The following is a 25,873-nucleotide window of genomic DNA, read 5'->3' as shown; positions in this document are numbered from 1 at the left end:
CGCTTAAACAAAGAAAGATGCAGTACTTTCTTTGGCACTTTTATCACCATTTTATCAATTTCACAAGGAGGAAGATACCCAATGTCCAAAAAAGTTAATGAGATAACCATCATCGACATTATACGCATGAATCAAGTTTGGGAATCAGAAGAAGACACCGAAAAAGAATTGCACTATTACCATATTACCGATGCTCTCAACCGCAAATGGCAAACGATTGGCCTGAATGTCTCAGACGCTATCCAAGTATTCGAGCATGGCAATGACGACAATTGGACTCGTATTATCGAACCAGCCCCGTACAATCCTGACCTGTCCACCAATGACCTAATCAATATGCTCAATATCAGCCCTAAAGCTTGTCGTATTCGCAATGACATGCAAATCATCTTGAACACAGTTGAACGCCGTAATGAGTATGTAAATCGTATCGTCAACGTTAATCGTGAAGACACATTTCTTTTACTCCACCAAATGAAGGATGAATACCTTCAGCATGATCAACTTACAGATGATCAGTTTATGCAGATGTATGCTGTAAATCCCGTGGAAGCATTGTCCATGTATTTCTTGCAGCCTATTGATATCATCGCATATTGGGAATGGGAAGCGGCAGGAGGTACGGCTGAGAAGACTATCCAATATAAACGTGAGGAACGATTGATGCCGTTTATTCAAGCCATTGAACGTGCAGAGGATGAAGCTATGGATATGGCCTCTGGTTGCTAATCTGTCACGTTACACAATTATAAACCGAATGGGGAAGATACATATATGACAATCGCACTGAGAAAACTGCAACCAACTCAATCCACCACTAACAACAAAGAGGTGTCTGCCATAAACGTTGTATTTGAACAACTGCTGATCGAATTTGAAATCAAACCTACAGCCGTTATCCTTATCGACCTGATGAAGTTCCATCTGAACACTGTTGAACGCATGAATCAATTTGCTAATCGGATGCTGTATGAAGATTCACCATTCCAATTGATCGTAAAGATGTGGAAAGAAGATATTGACGCTCATAGCTATACTGATAAATTCACTTTCGTACATGATTACTATCGTGATAAGAAAGCCGCATTTGAACGACTCTTCCAAGAGCCAGCACACGATTGGAAGATGGAACGTTTCACATGTGATGATCCCGAACGAATTTACGATACCTACGTAGAGCAAGGCAAGTATTCTTCTATGACGCAAGTTGCATTGTTCGCCTAACCGTACAAATGGCTGGTAAATACACAAACTAATCAACATATTCATCATCTAACAACGAATTAACAATAAATAAGGAGGCTATTTACATGACACAATTACCATTTCCTATAGCACAACGTATGGAGATTGAACGAAAGCATTTCCCCTAACGGTGTCAATGCTACTCAAATTAATCTGCTGGATGATATAGAAAAGCGACTCACCGAAGCATACAAGGCTGGCTATGAGCAATCATCTATATTCGGATTTCATGAGTGGAGTAATAATGCAGCAATGGGCTATACCATACTAGCATTGGAGCAATTAGACTATGAAAAAGTTGAGATACAAAAAGTGATAAATAAAATGTATCGTGTATTCGATGAGACAAGTCTTCAGGAAGCGGCAGCACATTACAATGAGTCGAGCTTTTGAATCATAAATCATTGATTAATCTATAGGAATGGACAGTCCCAATGGCTAGTCAAGAGGAACGGCAGGGACAGATTATCAACGTTTCGAATACTGAAATAAATTAAGCATTAACGCATGTAAATTCTATATAGCTACCATTCTAAAAAAAGGAGCAAATGAATATGTATAAAACTGGACGGTTAATCAATGGAAAATTGTATGTGAAGTCGTGGAATAATGAATGGATCAATCTTAAGATGCTTGTGGCTGACAGAAAGGCTATGTAACATGGACATGGACTGGCTTGACTCAATGTATAGGCAGTTGGTTAAAGAGGCAGCAGGGAAGGATACAGAGCTTGAGAGAAGGCTGGAGATTAGAAAGCAACTGAGTGTGATTCGACGTATGAAGAAGAAGATCAAACAAGAAGGGATGTGCATGTAGAGTCAAGGAGGGTTAAACTTAGCCCCCCTTTGATATGAATGTAAGCGCCTAGCGATAGGCGTTTTTTGTTACTAATTTACTATACTTATCCAAAACCTATGGGAAATTGTCCCTACCTGTTGTATTATAAGGAAGTGTGCAAAAGAGCTAGAGCAGCTAAGGAGGAGCATTGTTGTCTATATTTGTGATAGTGTGTGTCGTTGCTGTATTGATTGCTTTGGTGCTGCTACGCTTATTTAAGAAGCCTAGAGTTCAGGAATCATATAAGGTAACGCAGGATATTGACCCTTACAACATTGGCATTAACGAGATAGACCGTATGGAGGATGGTAAGGACTTTGAAATGTATCTGTTCAGGCTGTTCCTGTGTTTAGGCTATAGTGATGCGTATAAAACGCAAGACAGTAGAGATTTTGGAACAGATTTGGTATTTACGGATAGAGAAGGCTACCGCAATGTCATTCAGGCTAAACGGTATGCAATAAGCAATCCTGTTGGTTTGAGCGCAGTTCAGGAAGTGTATAGCTCGATGCGATTTTATAGAGCTAAGAAGTCCATTGTCATTACTTCAAGCAAATACACAATTTCGTGTGAACAGTTAGCCAGTTATAATGGAGTGAAGTTGCTGGATCGCAACGATTTAATTAAAATGATTGAGCTATTCAAAGCGCAGCAGCATAGTAAGGTAAAAGATATTATTGAAGCTGAACCTTACTTGAGTCTGGATTCATGGGACGATTATAGGGATAATGGTAAGATTGTAAAGAAGGATCGTAAGGCTGAGAAACTTGTTGTTTCAGGTAAGTAGGCTTCAAGTAAAACGATGATTTTATACAGAAGGCGGTGGTACTAAAATGAATGAGAACAAGAAACGCGAAATTGTAATGTTTGTAATCAGGGAATTAAGGGAGTATTCCTGTTATTGTGGTAGAGGAAATATGAGTTTTTCAAAAATTCATTTTAACAATGACTACTGGACTGATGTTGATATAAAATGCGAAACAAATACTTGTGATCATACAAGGACAGTTAAAATGTATTATCCAGATGAATTATGTCCAAATTATTGGGCTAGATGAAATAACACATTTATGATAGGAGAGTCCATGAAGAAGAGTTGCAAAGGGTGTAAGGCTTCTATTATAGAACGTCCATATTACAAGTGTGAGCTAGGTTATGACTTAGATAAAAATCTTGGCGTACCTGTAAGTGATTGCCCCAAACCGAAAACAAACATGGATTTCATTAACTTAAAGCAAGACAGAGAAAAGTATGGATTATCACAAAGTGAACTTGCAAAGTGGAAGGTATGAATAGGTGAAATTAGTCTTTTAACAGGAAAGGAATGTAAAATGAATAAAGAAAAAGATATGTGTCAATGGTGTAATCAAATTGATGATGTGAAAAACATGATTAATGATTCGAATTTTGAAGATTTTCCATTGTGGTATCACGAATCATGTTACGAGAGAGCAAAGGATAAGTTGGGACAGTAAAATATGAGTTCTATTTGAAATTGGAGGGATGGATAGAAGTGGACGTTATAAAATGTGGAAGATGCAGTGAGAAGATAACAAACAAAACAGAAGTGGAGTACAGTGAAGAATATGGAGAGTTTTATTGTAACTATAAGTGTGCAATAGACGAGTTTTTTGATCGAGCAAGATGTACGCCATTTCAATTCGAAGAAGATGAAATGAGCAAAAAACAGATTATAAAAAATGGTACTTTGGGCATTTTCATTATGACTTTGAACTGCCGAATAATCAGAGATTGTTGTATACGGATATGATTGAGATTTGATTAAAAGCAAAAGTGAGGAGAGTGGCAACTTGATTAAACATGGGCTTGGTAATTTATACAGTCAACTAAAAGATATGGAATCTAGACTACGTGAATCGGAAAGAAGAATTATTGAATACACCATTGTCAATCAGAATCCTAACAAAGAAGTTTCTGAAAAATTGGTTGAAGAGTACAGACATTTGAAAGAAGAATTCGATGCTTGGATGTCTAAGTGTGTCTATGAGGGTGAAAAGCAGTAGGTAAAACAAAATATTTCATTAGAAGGAGTATACGATGTTATCACCAAAACAAGAAGAGAGCCTTAGTAAATTTATGAGTAAAATTCTGAGACACACACCTGAACAATTTGGAATTGATCTGGATCATGAGGGCTATTGTGACATTCAAGACCTGATTAAAGGGATTAGATCAGAGAATAGATGGTCTGATGTCAGTGAGTCGGATATCAAGCAAGTAGTAAAGAATTGTGCAAAGCAAAGGTATGAGATTGTTAATGGGTACATAAGAGCTAATTATGGACACAGCACAGGCAGATTAGATTATAAGGAAGCTACTCCACCAAGAATCCTCTATCACGGTACAAACACAAAGGTAATAAATAAAATTCTCACTGAAGGAATTAAACCAATGGGCAGAAAGTATGTACATCTGTCTGAATCCCTTGAGTTTGCAATCTTAGCGGGCAAAAGACGTGGAGAACTAGTTATTCTCGAAGTAGACACAGCAAAGGCATTGGCTAATCAAGTGAAGTTTTATAAAGCAAACAATGGTGTTTGGCTTGCTGACCTTGTACCTCCACAGTACTTAAAGAAGTTTGAATAAAGTGTAAACTTTACCTAAAGGTTGTGGATGTATTGCAATATGAAGAGCATGGAGGATGGCAGCACATTTATTCCAATGACTACAAAAATATAACTGTAAATAAAGAAACGTATGGTAAATACTTGTTTTTCTCTAACGATAAAGATTCATTGATAGAGATAGCTAAAAAGGAAATAAATCATAACTGGTTCTATTGGGCCAAGGTTGCAACGGAACCTCTAACTTCATCAAGCGGTTATGTTTTGTGCTTGTATTGGCACAATGATTCGAGATTGAATGAACTTAAAGAGAGATATCATGATAAAATACGTTGGAAGTCTGACGAAGACACTAGGAACGGAAAATATTCTGAAGCCTATTCAACGCTAGGTTTAGACTATCAATATGTGCTCTTGTATAAAAGTGAACACAAAAATTTATACGAGGATTATTATAGGACAAAGTTTCACGATAATTACAGTGATCAGAATTTTGATGCCGATAAAATCTTTGATGATATACTTGATGAATTACATGACAATTTACCCGAAGAGTTTATTGCGAAGATGAAGTGTATGTATATAGGTGAAATAACAGTAAAGAAAAATCATAGGAAAGTTTATATTTGTGATCTTACAGAAGCATATGAGAAAACTCAAACAGTTGAGGGTGCTTAGCTTATAATGTATTAATTAGTGTGGGATTTTGATTAGAACAGTGTGTTCTTATTTTACTTTGGAGATGATGATCTAAAAATGAATCTATACCAGCATTACACAATGACCTACACACTAAACAGTGGAATCAAAGGAATTGTCAATCTATCCAGCAAACAAATACAGGACTGGATAGAATCTTATCGTGTAGGAAGCAAATATGTAACAACAGTGGGTAAAGAACACTTTGGATTAAATCCTGAGCTTGTGGCAGATTTTAAGGTACATAATGAATTTTCAGAGCAAAGGGAACATGTAGCTGTAATACAGCCTACAGCAGCACGTAAGGCCAATGAACAGTTAGCAGACGCATACAGTCAGCATAAGACATTGATTCAAGTGGAGTGTAAATGTGGAGCTTCCTATATAGATGAGTCAGCATACAAGAGGAGTAAATGGGGCTGTAAAGAATGTGGTGAGATTGTGTTTTTGGATAGCAAGAAGGGAATGGTTGATACAGTTAAGGGTAAGGCTTGGTATATGACCAATAGGTATTTCGTTGAGAGATGATGAGGCTTCTTTCAATTTGAAATAAACCTCTACATGCAATGGATTAAAAAAATTTGGCTTTCCTCAAGTTGAAGAAACCCTTTATATATAGGCAATAGTACATAAGAAATCGGCTACAGGCTTTTGACAAACTGTCATAACCCTTGATATGACTAAGTTTAACGTAGTGTTAAACAGTTGTACGGTGCGTAAAACTATTGGAAACAACGTCCAACTTTGGTGACACTTGGCGACATGATTGACGGGGACGAAATTTCGTCCTCCCTGCATGGTTTAAATGGAAGCCGAGTCCTAAGTTTAACTTAGTGCCAAACCAAAATTATTTTGGTTTGCCTCTTTGTCATTGGATAGGAAATTATTTTCTATTCTCTTATCATACTGATTGCTTCCACTTTAATACTGACATCATTTCAGTATTAAGCTGCTAAGTTAAACTTAGGAGGCTCTACAGGTAAATCACCGTTGAGTACCAAATTGGTATGGGAGCATATCAGACCAATTAAAGATGAGCAAATCGGTTAAACCGATTTACAAACAAATAGCAGGTCAGTCTGTGTTTGAGATTGGGAAACGTCTGAAGCACGTAAAAGAGAATAATCTGGTACATGGCGAGTGGATAAAATGGCTGAAGACTGTGGGAATAGATAGAACTGATGCAAGCAGATATATTAAGGTGTGTGAAAAGTTTTCAAATGATGAGTCGTCCCATCATTTAGGCAAACAAGTGCTATTTGAACTTTTATCTGTTCCAAATACTCAAGAATTTATTGAGAAAGAACATGTTATTCCTTCAACTGGTGAGCAGAAGACAGTGAATGAAATGACTGTGCGTGAGCTGCGAAATATGATTCAACCATGAGACAAATTGTATTAGTGTTGAGCTATATATATGAGATGAACCAACTTGATAAAGTGAAAATTGATGAAAATATACTCTTATTGATAATATCAAAATGACAATTATAAGTCATCCATTCCGCGATTCTTGTTGCGATTGACGATACGTCTGTGGTGTGCGTGAAAGTATAGATGAATAAAGGATTTTTTAAGTTTATGTTTTTCACAATTTAGTCTATGAAAATCAAATAACCCCTTGATGCATCAAGTTTTTTTGCACATTATTTCTCGACACCTACGATTGAAACCACGATGTAAAGTAATGCTTCACAAATCCTTTTATTTATCTATACTTTCACTGTTTTTTCGATACGGCACGATGTAAGTATATTCAGGCATAATTTTGAACCACAATGACTCAGAAAGCTATATGTAATAAGGAGTTTTTGAACATATGGTCAAGTTTGACGATTGAGCATCGATACGGGTGTCGATACGGCTTATCCTCTATAGTACGCTCAAAGTTGAGCATCCCCTATAATGGTTAACAAAGCGTCAACCTAATACATCGACTTCGAAATTTTTTAAGTTGGTCATAAGGGTTGTACGGAGCGTAAAACTATCCATATCAGTACTAACCAACTTGGTTAATACTGTCTTGAGATTCAAGATGGTTATTTTGACCGACCATTGTTCGGGCAGAACGGAGCTAACTCTATGTCATAAAGTATACCTTTTGCAATAGTAGTCTAGTGTGTGTCATAAGTGGTTATGATACATGTCAAATAGCATATAAAATATTTTGAAACATTTCATATGTATTGATATATATTTTGACATAGTTTTGCTATAATATAATCAATGACATAGCAAAGGGTGATCCATATGGGTGAGATTAGACACTATGGTTACATAAGAGTATCAACGAAAGATCAGAATGAAGCTAGACAATTGGAAGCAATGCAAGACTTAGGTATCATGGAACGAGATTACTTTATTGATAAGAAAAGCGGCAAGAATTTTGACAGACCACATTATCAAGCATTGAAGAGTGTGCTTAGGAAAGGTGATATCCTATTCATCAAGGAGCTGGACAGACTTGGACGGAATGCAGAAGAAATCAAACGTGAATGGCAAGATATAACGCACGAGATAGGCGCACACATTGTTATCCTTGATATGCCTATCCTTGACACCAGACAATACCATAATGGCTTAGAGAAGGTTATATCCAGTATTGTGCTTGAGTTGCTTTCGTATATGGCTGAACGTGAACGGGAGAAGATTAACGGAAGACAGAATGAAGGCATAGCAGCAGCTAAGAACAATGGCGTTGTGTTTGGTCGTCCTAAACAGACCATAAGCGATGACTTCATTATGGTATATGAGGAATGGAAACAAGGCAGCATAACAGCAGTGGAAGCCATGAGACGTGTAGAAATGAAGCCTAACACATTTTATCGTAGGGTAAAGGAATATGAGCAACAGAAACAAGTAGGATGAAATAATAATCATGTGTACACTGTTACAGCCTAGATAATATGTCTAGGTTCTTTGTTATTAACATCCATATATTAGTATATAATTTAAGTGAGGGGGGTGTATTTACACCTAAAACGCCTGTTTAATTTCCAAATATTGCAGTAGCACTTCCTTCTACACACTGAAGTTATTTTATAAGCGAATGTTCCAGCTATTCAATTATTGTAAATGAGACATGGTTACATCTTTACCGATACGGAAAATTTTCCGGAACGGGGGGTGGTAAAAATCAAATTACCATTCAATTTCCATAAATAATGGCATAGCACTTCAACTCCGCGATTCAGCTTAATTTTTGACACGATACAATATGCAAATTGTGGACGGTTGTTGGTCTGCTTCACACTCCATTCTAAGGTGAATCTATAGATAAATTACAAGGGAAAATGAGTATCAATGTTCAATCAGGTAATTTTGTATGGCTTGAGTAGTACCGCTATTTTCTACTATAGATTATCAAGTATAGAACAAATCGCTTGGCTACATGATGATACCCTTAATCAAGAAATCATCGTAAACTACCCAAAAAGGTATCTTAACTACATAACTGAAAGGTCTATGATCTTGTTCCAAAAGATGGTACAATCAAGAGCAATAAAACAAATTTATTTTACTACTTGTTTCTCAACTACATAGTTTATTTAACTATGCATCAAATTACAGTTCACGCTGAAGGGTGGGTTTATTCATGGAGCATACACCTACGATAAGAGCAGAATTGGAAAAATACCTGCAACAAAAAGGTTTGAGCAAGACCGCGTTTGGACATATCTCAGGATTGAATCCGGGCACCGTCAGTGGTATTACGACGGGCAATAAGTCCATTTCCGTGAATCAATTAGATCTGATTACGCAAGGAATGGGATTATTACCGGATCACTTTTATGAGCGCTATTTTGAAGAGTGTATTGAAGATGAACCGCCGAACTGGCGAAAAATTAGGCCGTTCTTGTACCGATGTGTGGAGCTTCATCAGTTGGATTGTTTGAAGAGAGTCGTATATCTTTTGCTAGACCATGTTACCTACCCACCTTTACTCTTTAAAGTAGCCGAAAATGCTTTCAAAGACGGGTACAATGAATCCGCTGCTTTTCTGTATACAAAAGTGGCTGAGAGTGAGAAGCACCAGCATTCTCAACGCTTAGCCATCTGTCAATATCGTATATTCACGATTCAGATTGGAGACGATCAAAAACGAAATCTCAATGCGGCTACAAAATTTGAGGATTTTGTCGAACGCCTAGATGAAATAGACCAGCTTGACGCATTGAAGGATTTGGCCAACGTGTATAGGTCTTTGCGTGAATGGGATAAGGTAGAGGAAATGGCGAGAAAAATGAAGTTGAGAGCAGAAATTCAATACAAGTTGGATCAACATCATGATGCGAAAAAAGAGAACTTAAAAAAACCTGCTTCCCCACCATTTGCTTATTGGGCGTTTTCTCATCTACTTCATGCTGAAGTTTGTGAAGCAAGAAAGGACTATGAGCAGGCACTCCAACATACATACACATATGCTGACTTAAGTTGGGTGAAGGAAACCGATGAAATCACCTTGGAATGGAAAAAGAGATATAAAGAATGGGCTGAAGCCAATACCTATGTGAATAAGCTTATGTCAGGCGAAGTAAGCGTTCTACCTGATTATGTAGCATTTTTTTCTTCAAAGAAAGAAGAGGCACTTCCCGGATTAGATAACGTAGTTGAAGCTGCAAATCGACATCATTTAAATATTGATCATATTCTAAGGCAATTTGAAACGGAAATTTTTGCTTTGCTGAATAAACCTGAGTGTGCAGGTGTGTACAATCAACAAGTCATTACAGAACGATATGCTCATTTTACATGTGAATTAGCGGTTTACTATTTTAACAAAAGTGATTTTGCAGATGGATTTACTTTTTTGTTAAGTTGTTTGGCAAAATCTGCATTAATCAATAATAAATCGTATATAATTAAATGTGTAAAGCTGTATGATTCCTATCAGGAGTATGCATCATCTGAGACAATGGCAGCGTACAAAAATTTGATTAATGAGGTGGATGAAGATGAAACGTAAAGTAATTCTAACCTTATTAGTAACCAGTTTTATGCTAGTAGCAATAGTAATTCCCCCTCTTCAGCATCTAGACAAAGGATCGACTTACGAGCCGACTGGACAACACGGAGGAATGTGAGAGTAAAGTGGTCTCGCCAAGATGACAATAGAATCTAGAAAATCAACTATTCTCAAGAAGGTTAGATGGGATTGTCCGTCTAGCCTTTTTTGTATGTAGGGAGTTAGGGAGAAGTTGTGTTTTTTCTCAAAAGTCTACACAAATAAAAGCCCTCCCTTTAAGGAAGGCTCTTGTCTTTTGGAAAGCTGTGGTACAGCATTCATAACAATTCAATTGTATACAATGCAGTACATAGCCAAGAAAATGATAACTAAAACAATGGCTAAAGCTGAGAAGCCAACAATTTTCAAAATTTTTTTTATTCAATTCAGAACCCCAACGGTTAGTTAATGTCTCCTGTGTACTGACCAGTAGTACCCCAAGCTTCGCCTTTAACTTCGTTACCGTTGGCTCTGAATTGAATTACGTATTTCCCTGAAGGCATCCCATTTCGGAATGAATTAACGCTAGTCCACGTTATTGTGTCTCCTTTGCCAACAGTTTTATAGACATATTCTCTCCCGTTACCCTGCAAACTCCAAGTGAGTTTTGATGTTCCTGTATTCTTCACTTTAATCTTTACATGTCCATAACCTTTTTCAACAGTCAAGTCCATCGTTGGACTTGTCCCGCCAAGAACCGAATGTACCTCTTGACCAGTTTTTTGGATAACTATACCTCCATCCTTCGATACTTCGATCCCCGTAACTGGTGCGGCAGAAGCAGCCAGCGGAGCAACTGCTGTAAGGGCCAAAACACTTGTAAAGATAATTGCTGTGTTTTTCAATTTTAACATCTTAACACGTCCTCTTCTATTTTTTGGACTACTACATAACTGTAACATAAAAAAGGTATAAGTTGTTTAATTTTATGAATATATTGTAAATTGATGCTATAGGCCTATTATTTTTCTATAAAAATCGTCAAAATAAAATTAGATACCTTCAAAAGAGCCAAAATAAAATAATTTTACTTTGGAAAAAACTTAAACTGACATTGCCCATGAAATCGGCATCACCAAACAACAGCTACATAATTACAAAAAGCTCCTCACCCGTATTCCTGAACTACAGGATATGGTTGAGGGACATAACGTATTTTGAGTTTTTTTACACAGTTAACATACCTGAATGAAGGGAGATGTGATTTACATACACCTTGCTTCAAACGAAAGTGCGTCAAAATTAGCTCACCAGCTCCAATATCCACCGTGACAAATTGTTGCGCTTGAGCGCAGGTGATCAAAGCGCTGGACCATTGGACCAGCGGTCAATGAAGGATGTGGCTGAGTCGATTGGTGAAAATGAACGTAATGAATCAATTTGCCCGAATAATAGCGACTCGAATTTTTCGCTTCCTTTATATATACATATTTCAGCGACTACGAATAAGCATGGCTGAAAAATAAATAAAAGGAAGGTGTTGACTCTGGTGGAATATATGCTATACTGGAGCAGTGACAGAGAAATTAAAACAATAAATTGAAAGGAGACGCAAAATGAAGCGGAAAATGAATCGAAGGTGAAGCGTTTGGGGAATGCTGGTTGAAGAATTACAAAGACAATACATATAACTTTGATTTTGTTTTAAAATTAGAAGTAATTGAATGAAGTACCAAGTAACACCCAGATTTAAGATAAGTAAATAGTTTGAGGTTGGCAACTTAATATTATTTGTTTGTCTTGATGAGATTTTTTTTGGATAGACAGAAAAAGAGGAGGGAGTGTTACAGAGACACGACTTCTGGATTTTGGTGGAGTCTGTTTCGTTAAATAAAATTTATTTCGATCTTTGACAATCCAAATTATAGTACTTGCATAGGTGGAGTTATCTTTTGTTTAGGATAATTATCGTTGTAGGCGTTCACGCTCAGTTGCGTGAGTATTATTCAATTTGCTCGAAATTATGACAGAACTATAAGTCTATTTAGGCGAATGAAATTGATTTTATGATGTGGAGCATAATGTCAAGCTGATTTGTCTAATCAAGATTTAAAGGTTATTTGTTGTATGCTTTTTTCGAGAAATAGATTGATTCGTCTAATTTAGACTAATGTAACTGCCGCTCATTCGCATTAGTAGTGGGTCTATTTGTTTTACTTTAAATGATTACTCGTATGTGAAGGATAGCTACGAGTGTACCTTTGAAGCTTTGAACGTGACAAAACATCCAGTTGGGTACGCTAGTAAATGCCCGATACATATAAGTTTTCTGATGTACCTAGTATAAAATGTGACAAAATGGCTCTCGTGGTACTCAAAATAATGAAAAAACGTGACAAAGCAATATATAGGGTATCGTATTTTCTCTAAATTTTATGACAAAATGGACGTTTTAAGGGATATATGCTCGCATGGCGAAAATTACACATAAATGTCGTTATCTATCTACCTTTTTTGGCTTATTCGTAAAAACACCTATTTGACAAAACAGGTCAGAGGGTACATGTTTTTGACTTGGTTTCATGACAAAGATGGCGTTTCAGGGGACATATTATTAACTTAGTATAATAATCTTAAGATAACTAATATAATATCTCATATTTGGTTTGGCAACCTAAATATTTGTTTCGCTTACGCTTGCTTGGAAAAGATAAGGTCAAGGTCAAAAGAAGCCTGAACAATAATGAATATGATGGAGGAAGAGTATTTGAAATATATTTGTGATATAAATTTAGTCTCTTATTTGTTGTTGAATGGATTAGAGTATCGGGAGACAAGGATCAATCCAACTAACAATAAGCTACAGTTTTATTTTGAACGTAGTGAATATTTGAATGAGTTAATTGAGCAGTTTAAGTCATCACAGTTTAAACAATTTTCACGCTACCAGAATCAAGTTAAAAAAGTATTGCACACTATGAAACACTAAATTTTTATCACAACATTCCAAAGGAGAATCTGAGAAGTTGAATTATACGTTAAAGCATATCAAGATCAAATCGAATTGGTTTGATTCAGGCGGTAAATTCTCAAAAATGGGGATTGACGCGTTTCTTATATATCTTACGCTGTTTAGATTTCGGTTACACAACCAAGATTATGAATATACATTTTTAACTTCTATATCATACATAAGAAAAGAAACGAAATTGAGTAAGCAAGAGACATTTGATTGTTTGAGGCTATTAAAGAAGCTTGGGATAATAGATTTTGAGAATGTAACAAGATGGGATCGGTTTTTAAATTCAGACAAGACAATCCCTGATGATCGTATATTGCATATTGTAGCCACCGATGTTCCTATTACCATTAAAGAAACAAATGATAAAAACGTTACATATGATAAACCTGTAACCGAGTCGGACTATTATATAAGTGTAGATTTAAACCTGCTTGGCGTGTATAAAAGTAGAGGGCTGAATCATAGTTATTATCCTGTTTATTGCTTATTGAAAAAATGGCAGAACAATACAGAAAGAAAATCGTTTATGAGCATTCAAAAGATGGCTGATTGTATAGGTTACGACAAGGATTATTTGAATAGGTTGATACGAGAGATGAATAGAAAGTACATATTATATTCAGATTACAGGAATAACGGAAAAGGATCTAAATATTTTGAGCACCATCTAATGAATACTTTACAAGAAGAGACTGGTTTTTTGAGAGCCTATCAAGAACAGATTGAGAAGAACATAAAAAAATGGGATAAGAAAAAGAGGACGAAAACAAAAAAATAAGTCCTACTGTTACCTGTGGAAGCTGGTTTTGATTCCTGTGTTTTGTTATACATAATTTTATAGGAAATCAGTTTCAGAGCGTCAAAAATGGATTAAAAGTGTCAACTAAATGGCCATCTCTAAGCACCTCATATTATTAGACTAAAGAGTAGTAACATTATGAGGTGGTTTTTGAAGCATATTTAGTTGACAGGTGGATAACAGAATAAGCAATGTACTTGGTCAAAAATGGATTGCTATTGACTCGTCTTTAGTGCGTTCATTTTCTGAGTAGTCTATAGGAAATCGTGAATCAGATGTGTGGGTAGAGCATTTGTATTGGGGATATATGTAGGCTGTTATTCATAGATAAATCTATAGGCATTAGAGCGTCAAAATGGATATGAAAGGGGTGATGTGGATTGAGCTAGTGTTGGATTGCCTTCACATGAAATAAATTAGAATTATATAAAATAATACATACATAATAAGGGGAACTTTAAATGAATAAAACTATCACACTGACACCAGAGGAATTTGTTTCGCTAAAAAAAGAAAATGAATCACTTGAAAAAGTAGTTGAGGGATACGAAGAATCATATGAAGTAGTTCTGGATTTCATTCATGAACATGGGCTATTCAAAGGATTCAAAGAGTATCTACAAGATCGAATGCATTTAAGTGAAGAGCGATTGATTAGCTTTGATACATATATTGCATTTGTCGAAGGGGTAGAAGCAAGAATGCAGTAAAAACAGCATTTTAAAAATTAATAGGGGAGATAGAAAATGCCACACACTGAAGGAACAAATGAATTTATTAAAAGCGTATTGGGATACGAGGAGCATGATGAACACTTGAAAGCAGAATATGATTTGGAATGTCGTCATGATATGCTAATGGAGTTTGCCGTAAAAAACGCTGATTTATTCTTAGAATTCGCTAATGCGAGTACGGAATATACCAATAGTAATTTTGTAAAACAGTTTAAACGTAGCTATACACAAAAATAATTATCATACAGTAAAAGGAGAAATACATAATGAATACAATTCACCTGAGCAGCATGAACAAAGAGGAACTGGTAGAACTATACAACGATGCTTCAAGACTTATCTTTGCTGATAGCAAGGAATCCAAAGAACAATTTGTACGAGATAGTAGCGCCGAATGGAAAGAGGTAGGTCAAGAATATAAACAGCGTAGACAGTTGCTGAATATCAGCCTTAGAAAACTTAGTGGACTGCTAGGATGCTCGGAATCTAAGCTGCGTAAGTGGGAGAATGGTCAGCCTGTACAAGCTGCTGATATGCTTCAACACTCTTATGATATGGCGTTGCAACTTGAATCTATTAAACAAGAGACTGAAAAACTGAAGGTTAAAGATGTTTCAAATGAAGCTACTCTTTCTGAGAATGAAATTCGTGAATTCTACACTATCTTATGGACTTGGATTTCTTCTAGTGACTATACATATCATTTGTATGAGTTCATTCAGAATGAAACCAACAAAAATGACTCCAACGCACTGTATAAGGATTCTGAAAGTGCTAGCGAATTCTCCTGTCTCCTTGATGATTATTTGGATGAAGAGTCTTCGCTTGAGTTTTACAAAGAATATTATCAAAAGGTAAAGCAGAGCATCCAAAACTTAAACTAAGCATTTATGGGAGAAGGGGATGGAGCTAAAAAATTCGACTCTTCTAATGCTTTCGACACATCTATGATTGGTGAGCCGATGAGTATTGGGCGCTTTACCCTTCTCCTATAGAAGAGAACAGAAGATAAAACCAACATTTTATGAAAACTAGGAGGCTATATTATTGAGTAAAAATCGTGTTGTACAATTAGAAGTTATACAGGATTGGATAGATACCTATGGAGATCATAATTACGTTGACTACAAGCGCCGCGCAATCGCATTCGTAGAGCGCTACTATAAGAAGGATTCCAGTAGTACAGAAGAGCGCTTCGCAGCGTACCTTCTTCATGGCAGCATATACTGTCGTATTGTTAACTGTCGTCATAACGCTGGCATTTACAAGCATGTAGAATGCGAATGGGAAGATGAAAGCAAAACATTTTTAGAGCTAGTGAAACATAAAAAACAGTTTTGGCTTGATTGGAAAGAAGCAACAGTAAAATACATAGATAATGACTATAAGCAATCATTTAGGCCAACCATTGATCGAATTAATGAGCATCTGAATTATAATTTTGACAATATACAAGTTTTAACGAATGCAGAGAATGCTTCTAAAGCCACTCGTAAGCCACACTACGTTTTTAAGGTATTTGATAGCGTGAACCCTGATAAATCCCAATCGTTTTGTAGATATGAAACTAAAAAAGAAGCGCTTAAATCAATCGGGTTGCCACAATCTCATAGCGATACTGGTCGTTTCTATCAGGTGGAGGGTTCTCTATATCTCATACAGAGTGAGGATATTACTTATTCTAGGAAGGAAATAGAAGATTACGAAACGGACGAAGACTTAAGTTATTCAGGTTGGTTGCCTGTTAGAGCGACCTCAGTCGGAGATGGGATGATAGAAACGGTTTATCAACAATTCAGTTTCGAACGGATGAAGATCATTCTTAAAACGCCAACAGAGTGAGTATACATAGAAGTGAAGATTTTTAGATTAAACGTAGAAAGCTAAGAAAATTTATATAAGAATAAAAGAATTCACAAGCAAATTGTTTATTTGATATCCCGTGTCTTAAAATTAGCTCAAATAGCTTAACGAATTAAGTAAATTCCAAGCGCCTTTTTCTAGGCGTTTTTCTTTTCATTTTTTTACGCTTATTTCAACTTGAAAGATCCCTCAAAAAATCGTCTATTTTCAGACGAAAATCGTACCAACTTTTTGAGCGTTTTACGTAGCATATAACACGTGCAATATGATACAATAAAATTCAATAGGGTTTACTTAGTAAACCTATTGAACATATTTTCTTGTTTTTCGTCATATAAATCTTCTATCTAAAGTGATAGGAGATGACATGAAAATGAGCAAGAAAAAAGGAGGAAGAAAAATGAGTCCATCCACTTTAAGTAACACTAAAAAAAGAACATTTCTTTCGGATTCAAGAAAAATAATTCAAAAAGCAATAAAAGAAAAAGGGTTAACAAGAGAAGATATTGAAAAGTCATTTAATAATAGCAAATGAATGGTTATACTGCCGTTGTCGATACTAATGTTTTTGTTCATGCGCTATTCTACGAAGATGAAAATTGCTTAAAAATCATGGATATGGTTGAAAGCAATGAATTAAATTTACTTTTTTCGCGAGACACAATTGGTGAATTGATGTACATATTAAAGAACTTCTCTCGTCACAACTTAGATGAAAATGAAGGTATTGAACTTCTTCAAAACATAGCGGAACTTTTTTATACATCAAAATCATACAATGATTCTAAGATATCACCCAATACATTACCAAAAGATCCCGATGACATTATGTTTTTAAAATGTGCAATCAAAGGGAATGCAGACTATCTTATTACAAATGATTTGAAAAGCGGACTTATTAAATTAACCGAGTATGATTTTATAGGCATAACAGCGAAAGATTTTATTGAAGGATTCAGTGAAGATATTCAAGAAGACGAAGTAATTTAAAACGCACAAAGTCAATCCAATTATGGGTTGGCTCTTTTTTTTGTAAAACAAAAGTATTCAATTCCATTGAGTAAAGATTTATTAAACTCGTTTAAGTTACTGATTTTTTTACATCATTATGATAACCTTATTATAAACATAGTATTCATTATAAGGAGGGTGCTTATGAAGAAAATTGCTACATATTATGCTAGATGCTCAACAGACAAAGAAGAGCAAAAGCAATCAATAGAGAATCAAATTAGTGGTTTAATGAAGTACGCAGAGGATCATGACTATATATTGTCTGAGTCTGGTGTTTTCAGTAGTAGAGATGGAGGAAATATTCCATACAAGGGATACGTCGATGAGGGTTTTAGCGGTGCTAAATCTACTAAGTACCGTAAAGCTTTTCTTCAAATGATGAAAGATGCTAAAGCTGGATTCTTTGATGTTATATTAACTAAATCAGTCAGCAGATTTGGTCGTAATGTAAAAGAGATGTTGATTCACATTGACGAACTGAAAAAAATTGGTGTAGGCGTATGGTTTGAAGATATACAATCTTTTTCACTAAATAATGCAGATATGCTTAAGATTCAACTGTTTGCAACTTTAGCTGAAGCGGAAAGTACGTCGAAGAGTGATAGCATACAGTGGGCAAAGAAAGAAGCAGCAAAAAAAGGCATTTGGTCAGGGAGAGAACCATACGGCTATAATATCGTTCAGGGCAAATTAGTTATTAATGAGTATGAAGCTGAAGTAGTCAGAAGGATATATGAGTTATACATTGATGATTTATATGGAGTAAATAAAATAGCTAAAAAACTGTATGTAGATGATCAAATACCAACAAAGCGTGGAGGTAAATGGACTGGGTCGCATGTTGCTAAGATTTTAAAAAATGAAATTTATTTAGGTAAAGTTAGACAGCACAGAACAAGAAAGTCTGATATTAATTCTAATCTAATTGAGAAAATTCCAATCGATAAGCAGATTATTTATGATGATCAACTACTTAGAATCATAGATGACGAGACTTTTTTTAGGGCAAAAGCTGAAATGGCTAGTAGACCGCATATTGAGAGCTTCACATACAACACAAAGCATGATGATGGGAAAAAGGTTAGAACAGGTGCCGAGACAAATGGTAGGGGAAGATATTCAACCTCTCATTTATTTAGTAATTTATTATGTTGTGGAAATTGCGGTGGGATGATGAGAAAAAAAGTACAAAAAACAACTCGTCAGACGCACCATTATTATTATTGTCGTAATCATGAACAATACGGAAATTCTGTATGTGAATATCGTAATTTAGTAAGAGAAGAAGAAATGCTTGAATGGATAAAAGAAGAGATAAAGGAACGTATCAATGCTCCAGAAGTAAATGACTGGTACTACACAAAGCTAATTGAAAATAGATATCAAACAGTTGACTTTGCTAAAACAATAAAGGAACATACTGAAAGGTTGACTGAATTAGCTGAAGAGAAGGAGACTAACTTTAGGTTGGTAGTTAAAAAATTTATTTCTGACGAAGAATATAATACTAGAAATCAATCTATTGATTTGGAAATGCAAAAGTTACAAAATGAAATTAAAAGATTGAATTTTATTGATGATGAAATATATAGTCTAAAGTTAAAATTTGAAGATTTCAATGAAGAGTTGAATAACCTCGATTTGAATAATTTGAGTAATGTGGTATTACGTAAATTTCTTCAACGAATTACCATAACAACTTATGAGGGTGAAACTTTTAGAGAAATTAATTGGAAATTTCTTGATTCTGATGAGGATGACATCATAAATAATAACCCAACTATAAAGCAAGAGATTTACGAAGAGGAAATGCTCTATGAGGAGGAAATAGCCTTTATGGAGCAGTATGGAGAGTGAGGGGCGTATCCCTCACTTTTTTTGTTTTTTAATGACCTTTTTATAAACATTGTACAAGCAATGAACACGGGACATGATGGCTCGTTATCGACGGGGCACGCGAATAATATCCGTGATATGGTCAGTAGACTGGAGACGATGGTGCTGGGCGGGGCTGAGCTGCCACTAGGTGTGGTACGGCAGCAGATCAGCTCGGCCATTGATATATTCGTGCATTTGTCACGGTTGCGGGACAAATCCAGACGGGTGCTGGAAATTAGCGAAGTGATTGGCTTTGAAAACGGTGAAGTGATGCTCAATCCTCTCTATCGTTTTCAGGAGCGGGGCGAAAGTAAAGGACGCATCGTCGGAGGGCTGGAGCGTTGCGGTGAAGGTTTGCAACATACGTTGAAGCTGCAAATGGCCGGGATGAAGCCGGAAAGCTGGAGCAGGGGGGAAGCGTCGGTATGAAGAAAGGAAAATCTGCTACGAAGCTAGAGCAAGCATCCCGTCAGACTACTTCTCTGCCGGACTATACGGTATATACACTGTCACCTGTGCAAAAAAGCCTGTGTATCCTCTTTAGTGGCGTGCTATTCGCGATGATCGGCTATCTTTTTTATCATCAATGGATATTGTCGTTGCTGTGCGCTGCTGGAGCTTTGGTGACGCCTCGTTATTTTTGTAAGTTTTTGGTGCAACGGCGCAGGTCGGCTCTAAGCATTCAATTCAAGCAGGCTTTATATTCGCTCTCGTCTTCCCTTTCGGCGGGGAGGTCGGTGGAGAACGGCTTTCGTGAGGCCGTAGAAGATTTAAGGCTGCTTAGCCCGGATGGAGATCATGATCTGATTTTTGAATTTAACATTATTACAGCCTGTCTGGAAATTGGACAACCTGTGGAGACGGCCTTGCAGGACTTTGCTCGTCGGGCGCAGATGGAGGATATTACGAATTTTGCGGACGTGTTTGCAGCTTGCAAGCGAACCGGGGGTGATCTGGTGGAGGTCGTGCGACGGGCTTCAAGTGTTATAGGGGAGAAGCTGGAAATTCAGCAAGAGATCGGTGTGATGATCGCGCAGAAACGTTTTGAATCGAGGGTTATGTTTGCGGCGCCTTTTCTGTTTGTACTGTTTATGACCATGACTGCGGGAGATTATATGATGCCGCTATACAGCGGGACAGGTATGATTTTGTCTACCTTTTGTTTGCTTGTACTGGGTGGCTGTCTCTTGTGGATCAACCACATTATGAAGATTGAAGTGTAAGGAGAGATGGGTATGGTGATGTTGATTTGTCTGGTCATGCTGGTTCTGCAAGTGGGAGGTTGGGTGGTGCTGAACCGGATGTATGCTGCTAAGTATGCGAGCTTTCGTCATATGAAGCTGGAAGGACTGCGGCTGCAAAGGCTCTCGGTTCCTTTCGTACACATGATCCATGCTTCACGTGCCGCCCAAAGACTGCCTTTGCTGATGTTCAAGCTACAGCGCTCGGTACAAAAGCTGTACGGTATGCGCAACAGCGGGGAGAAAATGATGCTTTTTCTGGCCGAAATGGTGGGTTACGGATACATGATGGCCGCTGGTGGAGCTTTAATATCGCTCATGATGGGCGGGGATGCGACCGGGCTGGTGCTCGGATTGGGGCTGGGTATTCTGGTGCCCATCGCGCTGGTCAAGGATCTGCACGGAAAGGTACAGAAGCGGGATCAGCAAATTTTAATGGAATTGCCTGAATTGCTAAGTAAAATCATGCTTTTGGTCGGCGCAGGCGAGACGGTACAGCGGGCATTGCTTCATTGCGTGGAGCGTAAAGGAGCGGATACGGTACATCCGTTGTATCAAGAGCTGCGTCAGACGGTGGGGGAATGGGAAAGCGGCTATTCCTTTCAACAGGCATTTGAGCATTTGAGCAAGCGCTGCGGTATTCAGGAAATGACGGTATTTACGACAACGGTGTTGCTGAATATGAGACGCGGCGGGAGCGATTTTGTGATGGCTTTACGTGAGTTGTCTCAGACGTTATGGAGCAAGCGGACTTCGATTAGCCGCACAAGAGGAGAGCAGGCTTCATCTAAGCTAGTATTTCCGATGGCACTGATTTTGCTAACAGTTATTGTACTGGTGGGCGCTCCCGCCTTAATGATGATGAATATGTAGGAGGAATACAACGATGATGACATTAGTAACAGGCAGTATTCGTAAATTGTACAAGGATGAGGACGGTTTGGGTACGTTGGAAATGATTCTGATTATCGCGATTCTGATTGCGGTGGCGATTATTTTCAAGGATCAGATCAAGAAGATTGTAGAAGGTCTGTTGAAAAAAGCGGATAAAAAGAGTAACGACTTCATGGATTCATAATGCTGCGCAATTTGGCACACAAAGAGGAAGGAAGCTTCTCATTGGAAGCTTCCCTCGTCTTTCCCATACTGTTGTTGGTCATTTTTGTGATGTTATTTTTTTGCCTGTACATATATCAAAAATCCATCTTGGTGCAGGTCGCTTCTACGGCTTCGGAACGAGCCGCTTACAGCTGGGATAACAGCTTCAAGGAACCGCGTACAGGCGCTTTTACCCAAGGACAACGGGATTCGCTCTATTGGCGCTTGAAGGATGATGTGATGCTGGGTGCTTTGTTTGGGTGGGCTGGAGCCAATAATCAGGTAAGTGTGCAGGTACCCGGTGGCGGTGGGGGAGGAGATTTGCCTGCTCAGAAGCTGTCCAATGCCGAAAGAGGTATGCCTGCTGGTATGCAAGGACAGATGACGTATGATAACAGCCTGATCAGCCGCAAGGTGACAACAGAGCTGAATAAAATGGTGAAGGTACCTTTGCTAAATCAGTTTCTGGATCAGACAGATTTGCAGGGGACGATGAGCTCGGGTGTGGTGGAGCCTGTAGAATGGATTCGCACGGTGGAGCTGGTTCGATATTATGGAGCAAAGTTTATGGGCAGAGGCTCAGGGGAAAAGGTAAATCCGGCGGTTGCAGGACAAGTATTGACGCAATATGGTCAGAACGGTCAGTAAGAAGCAGGGAATACGAATGGACTGGAAGGGAGGAAGCGTGTGTTTGGAACAGGAAGTAATGCAAAGGATGGCGAGTCAGGTGCCGTCACGGTTTTTTTGATTCTGATTTTGGCGGTCATGTTCGGCTTTATTGCTGTTTTTATTGATTATGCACGAATTGCTGCGCTGCATGTGCAAACTGAACGGTTGACCCATGCGGCGGTTCGTTCAGTTATGTCTGCCTATGATCCGGCATTGCAACAGGATTACGGTCTTTTTGCCTATGGTGAGAGCAGCGGAGAACAAATTATGGCCAAAGTGCTGAACGACAGCGCCAAGCGCACACCGCATGCAAACACACTTCCGCTTATGAATACGAAGCTGGATTCGAGTTCTCTGCACATGGAAAGAGAGCTTGGTAAATATGCCATATTTAATGAGCAAATCCGTGAAGAAATGAAGTATAAAGCGCCTGTCGATTTTACAGTGGAAGTGCTCGAAAAGCTGAAGCCGCTCTCTCAGAATATGAAAGAGGCTTCCCATACGGTTGATTTGCTGAAACGGCTACAAAAGCTGTATGACAAACGTGAGGCCAAGCTGGATGACATGCTGGAAAAGCAGCGTGAGGCAGGAGCTTATATGGAAGAGGTTCGCAAACGGATCATTAAACAGAGGGGCGCGTATATCCCTAATCAGTATATTTGGGATTCCCTTGAGGTTGTAGCCGATATTGCCGCCCAATATAAGCATTATGTGCATGTGTATGAGGATAATAAAAAGAGTGTAGACGACGTTAAAATGATGCAGATCGAGAAATATGCAAGAAGGGCGAGATCGGCACTTGATCTTCTGGGCCAAGCCATGATTAAGATAGGGGAAGAGCATGACAAGCTGCTTGTAGAGGCTAAGGAGCCGCTGAATGAGGCCAGGCAGATTAACGAAGAGATGCGTCAAGTCATTGCTCAATATAAACAGAGGGCTGCCAATGCAGGGTATGATGAGGTTTCCGCAGCCCCTACACCAAGTGGAGGGAGCTCCAGTGCTGATCCGTCTGTAGGAAGCGCAAGGCAGAAGGCTGACGACTTATTAATTCCTGATATGGAATTTGATCAGATGGAAGCGACTATAGAAAAGCAACGAACGGCTATTCATACGGTTAACAACAGATTAACGAGTATGATTCGCACATTATCTTTTTATACAGATCCGAATCTCAATACAGATATGTTCAGACAAGAAGTGATCTCAACGCTCAAGGAAATGGATAAATACTTGAATGCATATGCCTGGACGGGGCCTTCTAATGTACTCGATGATGAAGCCAGAGCCATGGACACGCGACGCGGACCTGATAAAGAACGCAAAAAAATGGAAAAAGAGGCGAAGAAAAAGCTTAAGCAAGCCTATCAGATCATTGAAATGCTCTCCAAAGGTACGCAAAGTGCCGGACAATTTCAAAAGCTGGAGCAGTATTACAATGAAAGTATTTCTTTTAACCAGTCTGCATCCAGCCCGTCTGTAGCCGCTGATTTGTCCTACGACACCTATGATGCGGCAGGAGCTTCCATGGACAGTATGGATGGTCTATACGGTGCGGCATCCGGCTTGCTGACGCAACTGGGGGATGAATTTTTCCAAAATGAATATGCGCTCTCATACTTTAATCACGTGGATTTTAGTCGATTTGGCAGTTTAGCCGGATCAGGTGGAAATGTGGGAAACGCAACGCAAATTTTGGGAGATCAACTGGAGCTGAATAATCAGGAGGTCGAGTACATCCTGTACGGTTTCCATAATTCGACCGGAAACCTGGCCTCCGCTTATGGCGAGATTTTCGCTATGAGGCTGTCTATTCGTACGATGGAGGGATTGGTCAAAAATAGCTCCAAAGGCAATCCGTTGGTCGTTTTGGCGGCAGCTCTTTTATATGGGGTAGAGAAGGCGATTGAAGATATGATTATGCTGGCTCAGAAGGGGTATGTGCCTTTGTCTGATTTTCTTAAATTTCGAATGACGTACAAGGATCATTTGAGATTGTTCCTCATGCTCCATAGCAATAATGAACGTAAAATGTCCCGCATGCTGGCCCTGATCCGCCTGAATACAGATGTCAATCCTGCCGAAAGGCAAACGTATGCAAGGGGCGAGGTTAAGAACGGGATGCGGCTATGGTTTTTACCTGGGGTGATGAAGATGCTGGGCACTGCCTCAGAGGAAGGCGAAAGTATTAAGGGAAGTGTGTACTATGTTACGAAAACAGCGCATTTTTCTTATTAATCGGTATTTACAGCGAGTTGGTGGACGGAGTCGCCGTGAACAAGGAAGTATCGTTTTAGAAGCGTCGCTGGTGTTGCCGTTATTTTTGTTTTTTATTATTTTTCTGATTTATATGGTACAGATGACGCTGGTATCTACGGCCTTACAGACCACCGCTTCTGAAGCGGTCAAACAGGTTTCGGCTAAAATCTATCCGGTGTCTCTAGCGGTGGATGCGGCGTCTGCGAAAATAGATGCAGTCCGCCAACCGCTGGATGAGCTACCCAAGTTATCTGTGAGTGAATATGCAAGCCAATTCGCTGCCCAACTGCCACCTCCCCTCGGTGATTGGGTGGAAAGCGCTGTGCAGGGGGGCAAAAAGCCTATGGAGGAGCTACGAGGGCGCTTGACAGAAGCCGTGCTTGATCCTGCTCTAAAGCCGCTGTTAAAGCCTTTTATAGAGGATAGCATTCTGGAGTACGACCGTATACACGTAACGAGCGTGCATGTGCCGTCTCTTACGGGAACTAAGGACCCTTATTTTAGGGTGGAGCTGTCTTATGAGCTTCCGATGAAGGTTCCCTTTCTGTATCGTAGTATTGTGCTTCAGGCGGCGGCAGAGGAACGTCTTTGGATCGGTGATACGGGAGAGGGAGCAGGTACAGGAGATGCTACAGCGGTTAAGGATGCCGGGGGTTCCATACAGCTGCTTGCCAAGCCTGAGCCTGCCGTGAAGGGTGTATACAATTTGATTAAGGCCAAGGTGGAACCCGGAACGACTGCTAATCTTTCTATATTTTATAAGTCGGGTCAAAGCACGGCTCAACACTTGGGCTGGATCTCTGCCGATGCAGACGGGATTATTGAATGGAACTGGTTTGTAGGTACAAACACGACACCTGGTCAATGGAGCTTTGTGATCGAAACGGAGGATGGACAACGTATCGAGGTTCCATTTTCGGTGGAGAAGACTTCGGACGGATAGAGGAACACAGATGGATCACGATAGCACGGATGCATAGGCATAACA

28 protein-coding genes and 1 pseudogene are annotated in these 25,873 nt (G+C 38.6%); 28 read left to right on the top strand and 1 reads right to left on the bottom strand.

Annotated features, from left to right (window positions below; genetic code table 11):
* The first annotated feature begins 81 nt into the window (after positions 1–81).
* From ACWGOO_RS04005 to ACWGOO_RS03950, 12 genes are all read left to right on the top strand, one after another.
* Positions 82–729 carry a hypothetical protein gene (locus ACWGOO_RS04005; protein ID WP_452481534.1) on the top strand — a complete coding sequence of 216 codons (648 nt, stop codon included), beginning with the start codon at positions 82–84 and terminating at the stop codon, positions 727–729.
* A 45-nt stretch (positions 730–774) separates the two neighbouring features.
* Positions 775–1,224, top strand: coding sequence for a hypothetical protein (locus tag ACWGOO_RS04000; protein WP_452481533.1), 450 nt, complete (start codon positions 775–777; stop codon positions 1,222–1,224).
* Between the two features lie 126 nt (positions 1,225–1,350).
* The gene (locus ACWGOO_RS03995; RefSeq protein ID WP_452481532.1) at positions 1,351–1,638 is read left to right on the top strand and encodes a hypothetical protein; all 288 of its coding nucleotides are present in this window, start codon (positions 1,351–1,353) and stop codon (positions 1,636–1,638) included.
* A 273-nt stretch (positions 1,639–1,911) separates the two neighbouring features.
* Positions 1,912–2,061, top strand: a complete 150-nt coding sequence (locus ACWGOO_RS03990; protein ID WP_452481531.1) for a hypothetical protein — start codon at positions 1,912–1,914, stop codon at positions 2,059–2,061.
* Positions 2,062–2,233: 172 nt separating this feature from the next.
* Entirely contained in the window at positions 2,234–2,869 is a 636-nt protein-coding gene (locus tag ACWGOO_RS03985; protein WP_452481530.1) for a restriction endonuclease, read from the top strand.
* A 1,024-nt stretch (positions 2,870–3,893) separates the two neighbouring features.
* Positions 3,894–4,106: a hypothetical protein gene (locus ACWGOO_RS03980; RefSeq protein WP_452481529.1), complete on the top strand. Its 213-nt coding sequence runs from the start codon at positions 3,894–3,896 to the stop codon at positions 4,104–4,106.
* A gap of 34 nt (positions 4,107–4,140) precedes the next feature.
* A complete protein-coding gene (locus tag ACWGOO_RS03975) occupies positions 4,141–4,689 on the top strand; it encodes an RNA 2'-phosphotransferase (RefSeq protein WP_452481528.1) in 549 nt (182 codons plus the stop codon).
* A gap of 23 nt (positions 4,690–4,712) precedes the next feature.
* Positions 4,713–5,345: a hypothetical protein gene (locus ACWGOO_RS03970; RefSeq protein ID WP_452481527.1), complete on the top strand. Its 633-nt coding sequence runs from the start codon at positions 4,713–4,715 to the stop codon at positions 5,343–5,345.
* 78 nt (positions 5,346–5,423) lie between these two features.
* Entirely contained in the window at positions 5,424–5,894 is a 471-nt protein-coding gene (locus ACWGOO_RS03965; RefSeq protein ID WP_452481526.1) for a hypothetical protein, read from the top strand.
* Positions 5,895–6,399: 505 nt separating this feature from the next.
* Positions 6,400–6,753: a DUF3102 domain-containing protein gene (locus ACWGOO_RS03960; RefSeq protein ID WP_452481525.1), complete on the top strand. Its 354-nt coding sequence runs from the start codon at positions 6,400–6,402 to the stop codon at positions 6,751–6,753.
* Between the two features lie 863 nt (positions 6,754–7,616).
* Positions 7,617–8,234: a recombinase family protein gene (locus ACWGOO_RS03955; protein WP_452481524.1), complete on the top strand. Its 618-nt coding sequence runs from the start codon at positions 7,617–7,619 to the stop codon at positions 8,232–8,234.
* A gap of 727 nt (positions 8,235–8,961) precedes the next feature.
* Positions 8,962–10,332 (top strand): helix-turn-helix domain-containing protein, encoded by a 1,371-nt coding sequence (locus tag ACWGOO_RS03950; protein WP_452481523.1) that lies wholly within the window; start codon positions 8,962–8,964, stop codon positions 10,330–10,332.
* 440 nt (positions 10,333–10,772) lie between these two features.
* Here the strand turns inward: ACWGOO_RS03950 and ACWGOO_RS03945 are convergent, their stop codons facing one another.
* Positions 10,773–11,225 carry a hypothetical protein gene (locus ACWGOO_RS03945; protein ID WP_452481522.1) on the bottom strand — a complete coding sequence of 151 codons (453 nt, stop codon included), beginning with the start codon at positions 11,223–11,225 and terminating at the stop codon, positions 10,773–10,775.
* Between the two features lie 1,829 nt (positions 11,226–13,054).
* Here ACWGOO_RS03945 and ACWGOO_RS03940 point away from each other — a divergent pair.
* From ACWGOO_RS03940 to ACWGOO_RS03865, 16 genes and pseudogenes are all read left to right on the top strand, one after another.
* The gene (locus tag ACWGOO_RS03940; RefSeq protein WP_452481521.1) at positions 13,055–13,300 is read left to right on the top strand and encodes a DUF5659 domain-containing protein; all 246 of its coding nucleotides are present in this window, start codon (positions 13,055–13,057) and stop codon (positions 13,298–13,300) included.
* Positions 13,301–13,337: 37 nt separating this feature from the next.
* Entirely contained in the window at positions 13,338–14,111 is a 774-nt protein-coding gene (locus ACWGOO_RS03935) for a hypothetical protein (protein ID WP_452481520.1), read from the top strand.
* Positions 14,112–14,593: 482 nt separating this feature from the next.
* The gene (locus ACWGOO_RS03930; protein ID WP_452481519.1) at positions 14,594–14,842 is read left to right on the top strand and encodes a hypothetical protein; all 249 of its coding nucleotides are present in this window, start codon (positions 14,594–14,596) and stop codon (positions 14,840–14,842) included.
* A gap of 36 nt (positions 14,843–14,878) precedes the next feature.
* A complete protein-coding gene (locus tag ACWGOO_RS03925) occupies positions 14,879–15,103 on the top strand; it encodes a hypothetical protein (RefSeq protein ID WP_452481518.1) in 225 nt (74 codons plus the stop codon).
* Between the two features lie 29 nt (positions 15,104–15,132).
* Entirely contained in the window at positions 15,133–15,750 is a 618-nt protein-coding gene (locus ACWGOO_RS03920; protein ID WP_452481517.1) for a hypothetical protein, read from the top strand.
* A 163-nt stretch (positions 15,751–15,913) separates the two neighbouring features.
* Positions 15,914–16,708 (top strand): hypothetical protein, encoded by a 795-nt coding sequence (locus ACWGOO_RS03915; protein ID WP_452481516.1) that lies wholly within the window; start codon positions 15,914–15,916, stop codon positions 16,706–16,708.
* 394 nt (positions 16,709–17,102) lie between these two features.
* Entirely contained in the window at positions 17,103–17,264 is a 162-nt protein-coding gene (locus ACWGOO_RS03910) for a hypothetical protein (RefSeq protein ID WP_452481515.1), read from the top strand.
* Positions 17,261–17,719: a putative toxin-antitoxin system toxin component, PIN family gene (locus ACWGOO_RS03905; protein ID WP_452481514.1), complete on the top strand. Its 459-nt coding sequence runs from the start codon at positions 17,261–17,263 to the stop codon at positions 17,717–17,719. The genes ACWGOO_RS03910 and ACWGOO_RS03905 overlap by 4 nt, the downstream gene beginning before the upstream one ends.
* Positions 17,720–17,884: 165 nt before the next feature.
* Entirely contained in the window at positions 17,885–19,600 is a 1,716-nt protein-coding gene (locus ACWGOO_RS03900) for a recombinase family protein (RefSeq protein WP_452481513.1), read from the top strand.
* Positions 19,601–19,642: 42 nt separating this feature from the next.
* A pseudogene (locus ACWGOO_RS03895) lies at positions 19,643–20,050 on the top strand (ATPase, T2SS/T4P/T4SS family); the annotation flags it as partial.
* Positions 20,047–20,844 carry a type II secretion system F family protein gene (locus ACWGOO_RS03890; protein ID WP_452481512.1) on the top strand — a complete coding sequence of 266 codons (798 nt, stop codon included), beginning with the start codon at positions 20,047–20,049 and terminating at the stop codon, positions 20,842–20,844. The pseudogene ACWGOO_RS03895 and the gene ACWGOO_RS03890, both read left to right, overlap by 4 nt.
* A gap of 12 nt (positions 20,845–20,856) precedes the next feature.
* On the top strand, positions 20,857–21,735 hold the full coding sequence (locus tag ACWGOO_RS03885; RefSeq protein WP_452481511.1) for a type II secretion system F family protein: 879 nt from the start codon (positions 20,857–20,859) through the stop codon (positions 21,733–21,735).
* 13 nt (positions 21,736–21,748) lie between these two features.
* Entirely contained in the window at positions 21,749–21,940 is a 192-nt protein-coding gene (locus ACWGOO_RS03880; protein ID WP_013309278.1) for a Flp1 family type IVb pilin, read from the top strand.
* A complete protein-coding gene (locus ACWGOO_RS03875; RefSeq protein WP_452481510.1) occupies positions 21,940–22,608 on the top strand; it encodes a TadE family protein in 669 nt (222 codons plus the stop codon). Before ACWGOO_RS03880 ends, ACWGOO_RS03875 begins: the two co-directional genes overlap by 1 nt.
* Positions 22,609–22,647: 39 nt before the next feature.
* Positions 22,648–24,864: a hypothetical protein gene (locus tag ACWGOO_RS03870; protein ID WP_452481509.1), complete on the top strand. Its 2,217-nt coding sequence runs from the start codon at positions 22,648–22,650 to the stop codon at positions 24,862–24,864.
* Positions 24,833–25,828 carry a pilus assembly protein gene (locus tag ACWGOO_RS03865; RefSeq protein WP_452481508.1) on the top strand — a complete coding sequence of 332 codons (996 nt, stop codon included), beginning with the start codon at positions 24,833–24,835 and terminating at the stop codon, positions 25,826–25,828. Before ACWGOO_RS03870 ends, ACWGOO_RS03865 begins: the two co-directional genes overlap by 32 nt.
* Positions 25,829–25,873: the final 45 nt, after the last annotated feature.

The sequence above is a fragment of the Paenibacillus sp. NPDC055715 genome, assembly GCF_053617595.1.
This window is presented reverse-complemented; position numbering and strand designations above follow the sequence as displayed.